Source organism: Streptomyces kronopolitis (assembly GCF_014646275.1).
Lineage (GTDB): Bacteria > Actinomycetota > Actinomycetes > Streptomycetales > Streptomycetaceae > Streptomyces > Streptomyces kronopolitis.
The window spans coordinates 79,800-91,213 of record NZ_BMND01000014.1; the positions used below are offsets into that span (position 1 = coordinate 79,800).

The 11,414-nt window shown below is 75.6% G+C and carries 7 protein-coding genes; 4 read left to right on the forward strand and 3 right to left on the reverse strand.

Annotation, left to right across the window (positions count from 1 at the left end):
• The first annotated feature begins 129 nt into the window (after positions 1–129).
• The 4 genes from IEY78_RS17280 to IEY78_RS17295 all read left to right on the forward strand — a co-directional run bounded on the left by IEY78_RS17280 (position 130) and on the right by IEY78_RS17295 (position 8,070).
• Entirely contained in the window at positions 130–534 is a 405-nt protein-coding gene (locus IEY78_RS17280) for a globin (protein ID WP_189099225.1), read from the forward strand.
• A gap of 138 nt (positions 535–672) precedes the next feature.
• A complete protein-coding gene (locus IEY78_RS17285; RefSeq protein ID WP_189099227.1) occupies positions 673–4,092 on the forward strand; it encodes an FtsX-like permease family protein in 3,420 nt (1,139 codons plus the stop codon).
• 1 nt (position 4,093) lies between these two features.
• A complete protein-coding gene (locus IEY78_RS17290) occupies positions 4,094–6,865 on the forward strand; it encodes an FtsX-like permease family protein (RefSeq protein ID WP_229700007.1) in 2,772 nt (923 codons plus the stop codon).
• On the forward strand, positions 6,862–8,070 hold the full coding sequence (locus tag IEY78_RS17295; RefSeq protein ID WP_229700008.1) for an ABC transporter ATP-binding protein: 1,209 nt from the start codon (positions 6,862–6,864) through the stop codon (positions 8,068–8,070). The genes IEY78_RS17290 and IEY78_RS17295 overlap by 4 nt, the downstream gene beginning before the upstream one ends.
• A gap of 77 nt (positions 8,071–8,147) precedes the next feature.
• Here IEY78_RS17295 and IEY78_RS17300 read toward each other — a convergent pair whose 3' ends face one another.
• The 3 genes from IEY78_RS17300 to ettA are packed head-to-tail and all read right to left on the reverse strand — an operon-like array spanning position 8,148 to position 10,974.
• On the reverse strand, positions 8,148–8,873 hold the full coding sequence (locus IEY78_RS17300; RefSeq protein WP_189099229.1) for a DUF8010 domain-containing protein: 726 nt from the start codon (positions 8,871–8,873) through the stop codon (positions 8,148–8,150).
• A complete protein-coding gene (locus IEY78_RS17305) occupies positions 8,870–9,304 on the reverse strand; it encodes an acyl-CoA thioesterase (RefSeq protein WP_364879838.1) in 435 nt (144 codons plus the stop codon). Before IEY78_RS17305 ends, IEY78_RS17300 begins: the two co-directional genes overlap by 4 nt.
• A 5-nt stretch (positions 9,305–9,309) precedes the next feature.
• Positions 9,310–10,974 carry an energy-dependent translational throttle protein EttA gene (ettA, locus tag IEY78_RS17310; RefSeq protein WP_189099231.1) on the reverse strand — a complete coding sequence of 555 codons (1,665 nt, stop codon included), beginning with the start codon at positions 10,972–10,974 and terminating at the stop codon, positions 9,310–9,312.
• Between the last annotated feature and the right edge of the window lie 440 nt (positions 10,975–11,414).

An 11,414-nucleotide genomic window follows, 5' to 3' on the forward strand; every position in this document is an offset into this window, starting at 1 on the left:
GCCCGCGCCGGCATCCGGCGATACCGGGGCGTGATCAACCGATCACGCCCCGGTGGCTTTTGCGGGCCGGGGCGTCCGCTTCGACCTACGACCTCCGTCCTCGGCCGCGGTGTCTGCCACCATGGACGGGTGAACAAGATTCCGCACGGCACGCTCGAGGAGCAGACCTTCTACGAACAGGTCGGTGGCGAGGAGACCTTCCGGCGCCTGGTGCACCGCTTCTACCAGGGAGTCGCCGAGGACCCGCTGCTGCGGCCGATGTACCCCGAGGAGGACCTCGGCCCGGCCGAGGAACGGCTCACCCTGTTCCTCATGCAGTACTGGGGCGGCCCCCGGACGTACAGCGACGGCCGCGGACACCCCCGGCTGCGGATGCGGCACGCCCCGTTCACCGTCGACCGGGCCGCCCACGACGCCTGGCTGCGGCACATGCGCGAGGCGGTCGACTCCCTCGGCCTGTCCGAGGCGCACGAGACGCAGCTGTGGAACTACCTGACGTACGCGGCCGCCACAATGATCAACGCCGCGGACTGAGAAACACCTCACAGCGAGCGGCGCCCGGCCGGCGTCGCCATGTTCCGGCCAAGATTTATCCACAGCCCACCCCCCTCACCACCCTCGTCTGACACCATTCGTTCGTCTGTGTGGTGCTGAGCGCGGCAAGGGGGGCCCGTGTCCGGCTTTGTCTTTCTACGGGTGCGGGCGCACCGTCTTCTGCTGACCGCCGCGTTGCTGTCGGTGCTGCTGACCACCGCCGTGCTCACGACACTGGCCGCCTTCTCCGGCGCGGTGGGGGATGCGGGCCTGCGGCAGGCCCTGCGGACCCGCGCCGCCCCGGCCGCCGCGCTCCGGGTCACGGCCCAACTTCCCGCCGGACAACGGGAGTCAGCGAACCGGGCGGTCGTCCAAGGCGCCCGGCGGACCTTCGACGGACTGCCGTTCACGGTCCGCACCCTGGTCCGCTCCGGGCCGTACGCCCTGCCCCGCTCGCTCCGTCCGGCGCAGGCGCGCGCGGAGGATCCGGATCTCACCCAGCTCGCCGCCCTGGACCGCTCCCGGCTCACCCTCACCGCCGGCCGCTGGCCCACGGCGGTCCGGCGCGGCCCGCTGCCCGTCGCGGTGCCGGCCGCCGCGGCCGCCCGACTGGGGATCGCGCCCGGCCGGCGACTCACCCTGGACAACCGGCTGTCCGGCCCCGCCCATCTGGCGGTCGAGGTCACGGGCGTCTACCGGCCCACCGACCGCTTCGACCCGTACTGGAAGCTCGACGAGCTGGGCGGGCGCGGGGTGCGCACCGTGGGATTCACCACCTACGGTCCGCTGTACACCGATCCGGCGGCATTCGGCGACGGGGCGGGTCCAGGAGCCGGCGTGGCCCCGGACACGGTGGGCTGGCTCGCCGCCGCCGACTTCCGCCCGCTGACCGCGGACCGGCTGCCCGCCCTGAGCGCCGCCGCCACTGCGGCACCCAAGGCGCTGATGGCCGATCCGGTGTTCGCGGGCCGGGCGACCGCCACCACCGATCTTCCCGGCACACTGGGGCAGTTGCGGCGGGCGCTGCTGGTGAACCGCTCGACGATCCTGATCGTCGCGCTGCAGCTGATCCTGCTGGCCGGCTGCGCGCTGCTGCTGGTCGCCCGGATGCTGAGCACCGAACGGACCGGTGAGACGGCACTGTTGCGGGCCCGCGGCGGCTCCCGGCGGCGGATCGCCGGACTGGCGCTGGCCGAGTCGCTGCTGCTGGCCGCCCCGGCCGCGGTCGGCGCACCGCTGCTGACCGGCCCACTGCTGCGCCTGCTGGCCGCCCACGGCGCACCGGCCCGCAGCGGACTGCCGCTGGACACCGGACTCACCGCCACGACCTGGCTGACCGGCATCGCCGTGGCGCTGGGCTGCGCCCTCGCGGTCGCCGCCCCGGCACTGCTGCGCACCGGCCCCGGCGACCCGCACACCCGCCGGACGCGGCCGCCGCGCGGTGCGCCGGGGCCCTCCGCCGCGCGAGCCGAGTGGCGGACCTGGGGACGGACGGGCGCGGACCTCGGGCTGCTGGTGATCGCCGGGGTCGCCTACTGGCAGCTCCGGCGGCAGACCGCGGACGGCGCGGGCAGCGGGGTGCTGACCGGGGACACCGCCGGCCGGTTCGGCATCGATCCGGTGCTGGTGGCCGCCCCGGCGCTGGCGCTGCTCGCGGGAACGGTGCTGACCCTGCGGCTGCTGCCGCTCGCCGCCCGGATCGCCGAACGGGGCGCGGCCCGCGCCCGGGGGCTCGCCGCGGCGCTGGCCGGCTGGCAGATCAGCCGCCGCCCGCAGCGCGGCGCCGGGCCCGTACTGCTGCTGGTGCTGGCCACCGCCCTGGGCATGCTGGCGATCGGCCAGGGCGCCTCGTGGAGCCGTTCGCAGGACGACCAGGCCGACTTCCGCGCGGCCGCACCGGTACGCGTCCTGGCGAGCCGGATCCCGCCCCTGGGCCAGGGCGGGGCGTACGAGGCCCTGCCCGGGGTGGCCGCGGCGCTGCCCGCCGGGCTGACCGGGCTCGACCTGCCGGACGGCAAGAACTCCTCGCTGCTCGCCCTGGACACCCGGCGCTCGGCGGGCGCGCTGCTGCCGCGCGGCGATCTGATGGGCGGCACCGCGGACGGTCCGGCGGGCGCGGCGGCGGACCGGCTGCTGCGCGCGGTGGCCCCGCGCACCGGGCCCGCGGCGGGCGTGGAACTTCCCCCGCACACCGACCGGTTACGGCTGACGGCGACCCTGCGCTCGCTGCGGACGCTGCCGGTCCCCCCGCGCCAGCCCGTGCCCGGCGCGGACGCCGACCCGCAGGACACCGGCCCGGTGCCCGCGGACCTCTCCGTCCTCCTCACCGACCGCCACGGCGTTCCGTACTCCCTCCCGCTCGGCTCGCTCCCGGCCGACGGCCGGCCGCACACCCTCACCGCGGACCTCGCCGCCGCTTCCGGTGGCGCAGCGGGCCGCCCGGCCGGTCCGCTGCGGCTGACCGGCCTGGTCGCCGGCCTGGACCAGCCGCCGGTCCCGCACCGCCAGCAACTCACCGTCACCACCGCCGAGACCACCGCCGGCACCGGCCCGCCCCGGCCCCTCACCACCCCCGCCGCCCTCCGCTGGCAGCCGAGGGTCACCGATGCCAGCCCCTCTGTCGGCGAGGCGTCCGGCCCCCGGGCCGGCCGGGCCGGCGTCCCCCGCGGCGGACTGCTGTCCCAGACCTACGACACCGGCGCCCGGCTGGACGCGTACGGCGCGTGGGTGACGACGCTGCGGATCACCGCCGCACACGCCGCGCGGCCGCCGCTCACCGCCGTCGCCACCGGGGCCTTTCTGCGCGACGGCGGATCGAAGGTCGGCTCCGTCGTCGAGATACCGGTCAACGGGCAGCCGCTGAAGGCCCGGATCGTCCGGGCGGTCCGCGCGCTGCCGGGACCGGCCGACGCACCGGCCACCGGCGGACTGCTGGCCGACCTCGGCGCCGTCAACGAGGCGCTGTCCGACCACGGTGCCCCGCCGCTGACCGCCACCGAGTGGTGGCTGCGCCCCGAGCCGGGCGCGGCGGCCCGGGTCGCCGGGGCGCTGCGGGCCCGCCCGGACACCGACCCGGACCAGGTCCTGGTCCGCGACGAGATCGCCGGGCAGCTGCACGACGATCCGCTGGGGCTCGGCCCGCAGACCGCGCTGGGGGCGGCCGCCGCGGTCGCCGTCGCGCTGGCGGCGGTCGGCTTCGGGGTCGGCGCCGCCGCCTCGGTCCGCGAACGGACCGCGGAATTCGCGGTGTTGCGTGCCCTGGGCGCGCCGCGCGGGCAGCCGGCCCGGATGATCGCCGCCGAGCAGGGCGTCCTGATCGCGCTGGCGCTGGGCGTCGGCGCGGCGCTGGGCACGGCGCTGACCCGGGCGGTCGTCCCGCTGGTCGTGCTCACCGAGCAGGCGGGCCGTCCGGTGCCGCCGGTGCTGGTGGAGCTGCCGGCCGGCCCGGTGGTGGCGCTGCTGGCGGCGGTCGCCGCGGTGCCGCTGCTGGTCGTCGCGGCCCTCGGGCTGCGCCCCGGCGACCCGGTGCGGGCCCTGCGCGGCCAAGGAGCGCGGTGAGATGACCAGATACCCCGTGGCCCCGGCCCCCACCGGACGAAGTGCGCCGGTGCACACCCCGCCCCGCACGCACTGGTGGCGCGCCCGGCTGCGCGCCTCGCGCACCACCGCCCTGGCACTGGCCGCCCTCGTCCTGGTCACGGCCTTCCTGGCGGCGGCGTTCCCGCGCGCGAGGGAGGCGTACGAGACCGACGGGGTGCGCCATGCACTCGGCTCGGCGCCGCCCGACCAACGGACGGTGGAGATCACCGTCTCGCGCGCGGACCTGACCGGCGGCGACACGGCGGCCGCCTACGCCGCGCCGGAGCTCGCCCGCCAGGACCGTGCGATCCGCGGGCAGTTCACCGCCCCGCTGCGGATCGCCGCGGCCGACGCCGTGCACGGCGTCCGCACCACCAAGGCACCGGCCGCACAGGACGCCTGGCTGCCCCGGCCGGAGGGTCTCACCCCGCTCCTGTCCCTGTACGCCGTGTCCGGTCTGGACCGGCACGCCGGCGTCACCCGGGGGCGGCTGCCGCATGCCGCGCGTCCGGGGGCGCGCACCCTGGAGGCGGCGGTCACCGTCGCCACCGCCCGCACCCTCCATCTGCACGAGGGCAGCCGGCTGCATCTGGCGGGGCTGACGGTCCGGATCTGCGGACTGCTCACCCCGCGCGCCCCGCAGGGCCCGTACTGGGCGGTGGATCCGCTGATGGCCACCGCCCGCCAGGACGTGTCGGTGGGCCCGCCGCCGCAGAGGTACTGGCGGGCCGGTCTGCTGCTGGCGCCGGGGGACGGCCCGGCGCTGCCGGCCGCCGCCGAGCCGGAGAAGTTCTGGCGCTACCCCCTCGACACCGGCGCGCTGACCGGCCGGGACGCCCCGCTGCTGCGGGAGCGGCTGGTCTCCCTCGAACACGGCGCGGCGCAGGCCCGGTTGCGCACGGTCGCGGGCGCCGGCGCGCTGGCCGACAGCGCGGTGGACGGGCTGCTGGACTCCTTCGCCCGGACGCGGGCGGCGATCGCGCCGGTCCTCGCGGTGGCCGCGTGCGGGATCGGCACCGTGGCGGCGGTGGTGCTGCTGATGACCGCCGGACCGGCCGCGGCCCGGCGGCACGCCGAGCTGGCCCTGCTGCGGGCCCGCGGCGCCTCACTGGCCGGGCTGACCGGGCAACTGGCGGCGGAGACCGCGACGGTGGCGCTGCCCGCGGCCGCGGCCGGCGGCGGCCTGGCGCTGCTGGTGCCCGGGGAACGTCTACTGCCCTCGCTGCTGGCGGCTGCCGCGGTCGGGCTGCTGGGCACGCTCGCCCTGCCGCTGCGGGCCGCCGCCGCCCACCGCCGGGCCCGCCCCGCCGAGCGCGGCGACCTGGTGCGGGCCCGCCCCTCCCGGCGCCGTACGGTCGCCGAACTGACCCTGCTGGTACTGGCGGTGGGCGCGGTGCTCGCCCTGCGCCGCCGCGGTACGGCCGGCGGGGTGGACACCCTGGTCAGCGCGGCCCCGGTGCTGCTCGCGGGCATCGCCGCGCTGGTCCTGACGCGGCTGTATCCGCTCCCGCTGCGGCTGGCCGCCCGGCCCGCCGCCCGGCGGGCCGGGCTGACCGGGTTCCTGTCGCTGGCCCGCGCGGGCCGCGCCCCGGCCACCGCCGGGCTGCCGCTGCTGGCCCTGGTGGTGGCGCTGACCACGGCCTCCTTCGGGGGCTCGGTGCTCGCCGGGGTCGCCACGGCACGCGACCACGCGGCGCTGACCGCGGTCGGCGCCGAGGCCCGGATATCCGCCGGCCGTGCCCTCCCGGAGGCCCTGCGGCGCGCGGTCGCCAGGTTGCCGGGCGTCACGGACGCCGTGCCGGTACGCATCGGCATCCAGCCCGCCGACGACAACGGGCCACCGCTCTACCTGGTCATCGCCGATGCCGAGGCCTACTCCCGGCTCGCCCGCGCCACCGGCCTGGGCGCCTTCGACGCGCGCGAACTGGCCGACCCGGGCGGCGACCGGCCGCTGCCCGCGCTGGTCCCGCCCGATTTCGTGACCCGCTTCGGGCGCGCCCCGATGGCCCTGCAACCGGAGTTCGGCCAGCTGGTGATCCGTCCGCAGGTCGTGCGCGGCGACACCCCCGCGCAGCCCGGCGGTGACTTCGTGGTCATCAACTCCCGGAGCGTGGCCCGGCTGCATCCGGACACCTACGCCGACCCCGCCAACGGCCCCTCCCTCCTGCTGCTGTCCGGCCACGCCCTCGACGCCGGGGCCCTGCGCACCGCCCTGCGCGCCCACACCCCGCCGTCGGCGCAGCCCGCCCGGCTGAGCCTGCGCTCCGCCGAACGCGCCACACTGGCCGACTCGCCCCTCCAGCAGGGCGCGGAACGCCTCTACACGACCGCCGTCGGGGCCGGGGCCGGCTTCGCCCTGCTCGCCCTGCTGCTGTCCCTCCTCCGGGACGCCCCGCAGCGCGCCCAACTCCTGGCCAGGCTGCGCACGATGGGCCTGACACCGGCCCAGGGGCGGCGGCTGATGATCCTGGAGGCGCTGCCGCAGGTCCTGCTCGCGGCCCTGGGAGGCGTGTTGACCGGCGCCGCCGCGATCCAGCTGCTGGGCCCGGGGACGGACCTGACCCCGCTCGCCCTCCCCGGCGCCCCGGGAGACGGCGCGCGGAACGCCGTACGACTGCCCTTCGATGCCGCGTCCCTGCTGCTGCCGTCGGCGGGCGTGCTCGTCCTGGCTCTTGCGGTGGTCCTGGCCCAGGCCCGGTGGAGCGGACGGCGCCGCGAGAGCACCGAGTTGAGAGCGGGGGACCCCCGATGACCACACGACCCGACGACACCCCACGGCCCGACAGCACCACACGGCCCGACAGCACCGCACCACCGACGGCGCACGGCCCGGCGGCGCACACCCCGGAGGGGCACGCTCCGGAGGGGCACGCCCCGGAGGCGCACGCCCCGGAGGCGCACGCCCCGGAGTTGGCCCCGGCCGCCCGGCCCCCCGCCGCCGCTCCCGCCGGCCTGGCCGAGCTGGAGCGGCGTGCGGCCTCCCGGCAGGGCCGCCCCGCCTACGGGCACGACGCGCTGATCGCCTGCGACCGGCTGGTGCGGGTCTTCACCACCGACGGGGTCGAGGTGCAGGCCCTCCAGGGACTCGATCTGCTGGTCGCCGAGGGTGAGTTGATGGCGCTGGTCGGGGCGTCCGGCAGCGGCAAGTCGACGTTGATGAACATCCTGGCGGGCCTGGACGTGCCGACCGCGGGCGCCGCCACGGTCGCCGGCCGCGATCTGCTGACGATGGACGGCCGCGCCCGGCTCGGCTACCGCCGTGACGTCGTCGGCTTCGTCTGGCAGCAGACCGCCCGCAACCTCCTGCCGTATCTGACGGCGCTGCAGAACGTCATGCTGCCGATGCAGCTGCGCGGCGGCCGTCGGCGGGCGGCCCGCGCGAAGGCGGCCGGCGAGCTGCTGTCGATGCTCGCCCTCGACCACTGCCGGGGCCGCCGTCCGCACCAGCTCTCCGGCGGCGAGCAGCAGCGCACCGCGATCGCGGTCGCGCTGGCCAACACCCCGTCCGTGCTGCTGGCCGACGAGCCGACCGGCGAACTGGACTCACACACCGCCGAGCAGGTCTTCACGGCGTTCCGTACCGCCAACGAGGAGCTGGGCACCACGATCGTGATCGTCACCCATGACCAGGCGGTGGCGAGCGAGGTACGGCGCACGGTCGCGATCCGCGACGGCCGGACGTCCTCGGAGGTGCTGCGGCGCACCGAACGCGACGCCGCGACCGGCCGGGAGTCCCTGGTGGCCCGCGAGTACGCGATGCTCGACCGCGCGGGCCGGCTGCAACTGCCCGCCGAGTACACCCACAGCCTGGGGATGGAACACCGCGTCCTGCTGGAGCTGGAGAGCGACCACATCGGGGTCTGGCCCGACCGCACCGCGGACGCGGCGGCCCGGGCCCGCGGCACGGAAGGGGACGAAGACGCCGAAAGAAGCGGGACCGCGGACGGAAAGCGCTAGCTCCGCCGCAGCTCGCGCGCCCTGTTCCGCCGCACCTCGCGCGCCCTGTCCGGGCACCCGGGTGGCGGCCGTCGCCCTCAGAGCGGTGTGACCGTGAGCCCCGACAGCCCCGTCGACCCCGCCGGTCCCCCGGTCCGTACGGCGACCGACCCGTAGGGGGTGCTCAGCCGCAGCCAGCCGCCCGCGGACAGCAGACTGAGCGGCGGGGGACGGGAGTCCGGGGCGCCGGCCGAGGCGACGCCGCCCACCAGCGCACCGGCCCGGGCCGGCCGCAGAAAGCCCAGCGACTGCGCGGCGTGGGCGGCGCGCAGCGGAAGGTGGGTGTCGCCGAGGGTGCGCGACCAGATCTCCTTGCCGATCCGGTCGCGTTCGGCGCGGGTGCGGTGCTGCGGCTCCAGCGCCTCGTCCCGGGACCGGAATTCGGCGACCGCGGCGGCCACCGCGCGCACCAGCGCCTCGGGCGCGGGCAGTCCCGGCACCCGCTGCCAGCCGCCGCGCGGCGGCAGCAGCCCGGTCCACGGCGGGCCGGTGACCGCGGCGGGCACGGTCACCGCGTCCGACGACTCCTCGATGCCTTCGAGGAGTTCACCGGCCGAGACGGTGCTGTCGAGGGCGGTGTCCCCGGCGAGCCGGGCGGTGCGGATCGCCAGCACCTCGAACGACGGCGGGCGGCCGAAGACGGCGAGCACCCCGCCGCCGGCCTGGAGCCGGACCGCGGCGGCCTTGTCGTAGTGGATCAGCCGGGCCAGGAAGGCGGCGAGATCCGCCGCCTCCCCGGCGTCGGCGAGGTGGAGCACCGTCATACCGCGACGGCCCCCCGCTGGTGCGAGGCGTCGTCCAGATACTCCTTGAGGATCGTCTTCTCCTCCGCGGTGAGGCGGCGGGGACGCTCCTCGGTGAAGTTGTACGGGACGACGACGGTCGAGGCCCGCAGGTAGAGGGTGTCCTCGTCCTTGACCTCGTAGCCGACCGTCATCGACGCGGCGCTGATCTTCGTCACCCACAACTCGACGGTCACCGGCGCGTGCCGGTGGACCAGCGGCCGCACATAGTCGATCTCGTGCCGGGCGACGACCGAGCCGCCCGTGAACGACGGGCTGCCGTCCCCCGGCGCCAGCCGGCGCATGAAGTCGATCCGCGCCTCTTCGAGGTAGCGGACGAACACCGCGTTGTTGACATGGCCGAACGCGTCCATGTCCGACCAGCGCAGGGGGCAGGAGTAGAGGTGTCGCACGCCGGTCAGCCCCGGGTGAGCTTCTTGTACGTGGCGCGGTGCGGACGGGCCGCGTCCGCGCCGAGGCGCTCGACCTTGTTCTTCTCGTAGGACTCGAAGTTGCCCTCGAACCAGAACCACTTGGACTCGCCCTCGTACGCCAGGATGTGCGTGGCGACGCGGTCGAGGAACCAGCGGTCGTGGGAGACGACCACGGCGCAGCCCGGGAACTCCAGGAGCGCGTTCTCCAGCGACGACAGGGTCTCGACGTCGAGGTCGTTGGTCGGCTCGTCGAGGAGCAGCAGGTTGCCGCCCTGCTTGAGGGTGAGCGCCAGGTTGAGGCGGTTGCGCTCACCACCGGAGAGCACCCCGGCCGGCTTCTGCTGGTCCGGGCCCTTGAAGCCGAACGCGGACACATAGGCGCGCGAGGGCATCTCGACCTGGCCGACGTTGATGTAGTCCAGCTCGTCGGAGACCACGGCCCACAGGGTCTTCTTGGGGTCGATGTTCTCGCGGCTCTGGTCGACGTAGGAGATCTTGACGGTCTCGCCGACCTTGATGTCGCCGGAGTCCGGGGTCTCCAGGCCCTGGAGCATCTTGAACAGCGTGGTCTTGCCGGCGCCGTTCGGGCCGATGACGCCGACGATGCCGTTGCGGGGCAGGGTGAAGCTCAGGTCGTCGATCAGGACCTTCTCACCGAAGGCCTTGTTGAGCTTGTCGACCTCGACGACGACGTTGCCCAGGCGCGGGCCCGGCGGGATCTGGATCTCCTCGAAGTCCAGCTTCCGCATCTTGTCGGCCTCGGCGGCCATCTCCTCGTAACGGGCCAGTCGCGACTTGGACTTGGCCTGCCGCCCCTTGGCGTTGGAGCGGACCCACTCCAGCTCGTCCTTGAGGCGCTTGGCGCGCTTGGCGTCCTTCTGGCCCTCGACCTTGAGACGGGAAGCCTTCTTGTCGAGGTACGTGGAGTAGTTGCCCTCGTAGGGGTGCAGGCGGCCGCGGTCGACCTCGCAGATCCACTCGGCGACGTGGTCGAGGAAGTACCGGTCGTGGGTGACGGCGACGACGGTGCCGGGGTACTTGGCGAGGTGCTGCTCCAGCCACTGCACGGACTCGGCGTCCAGGTGGTTGGTGGGCTCGTCGAGGAGCAGCAGGTCGGGGGCCTCCAGCAGCAGCTTGCAGAGCGCGACGCGGCGCTTCTCACCACCGGAGAGGTTGGTGACCGGCCAGTCGCCGGGCGGGCAGCCCAGCGCGTCCATGGCCTGCTCCAGCTGGGTGTCCAGGTCCCACGCGTTGGCGTGGTCGAGGTCCTCCTGGAGCTTGCCCATCTCCTCCATCAGCGCGTCGGAGTAGTCGGTCGCCATCAGCTCGGCGACCTCGTTGAAGCGGTGGAGCTTGCCCATGGTCTCGGCGGCGCCGTCCTGCACGTTCTGCAGCACCGTCTTGGACTCGTCCAGCGGCGGCTCCTGCAGGAGCATGCCGACGGTGTAGCCCGGGGAGAGGAACGCGTCGCCGTTGGACGGCTGCTCAAGGCCGGCCATGATCTTCAGCACCGTGGACTTACCGGCGCCGTTGGGCCCCACGACACCGATCTTTGCGCCGGGCAGGAAGCTCAGCGTCACGTCATCGAGGATGACCTTGTCGCCGTGCGCCTTGCGCGCCTTGCGCATCGTGTAGATGTACTCAGCCAAGAGAAACCGTCCGGCAGATTGGATCGATCAGGGTCTGTGCGGCACCGCCCCGGTCCGTCGTACGCGGTGACCGGGGGAGGGCAGATACACCCCATCTTGCCGTACGCCTGTGCTCTGGCGGAAACGAGTAGGTCAGAGCGCCCCTGCTCAGCCCCGACCTGGCACGCGCCGGTGACCTCCCGGTCGCGCTCCGTGGGCCCGGCGTTCCACCGGGCGGGCGTGCCCCGAGGCGGGCGCCGGGGCGGCGGAACGGGCCGTGCCCGCCCTCCGGACGCGGTACGGGGCGAGCCGGCCGTGCCGGGTTCACACCCCTCGGGACCGGCCCCCGGCCGACGGTGGCGCGCACGCCGAAGGCCCCGGAGCGCTGCTGCGCTCCGGGGCCTTGAGGTACTCGACCGGCTACCGCCCGCTCACCGAGGGGTCACGGGGCGGTCGCCGAC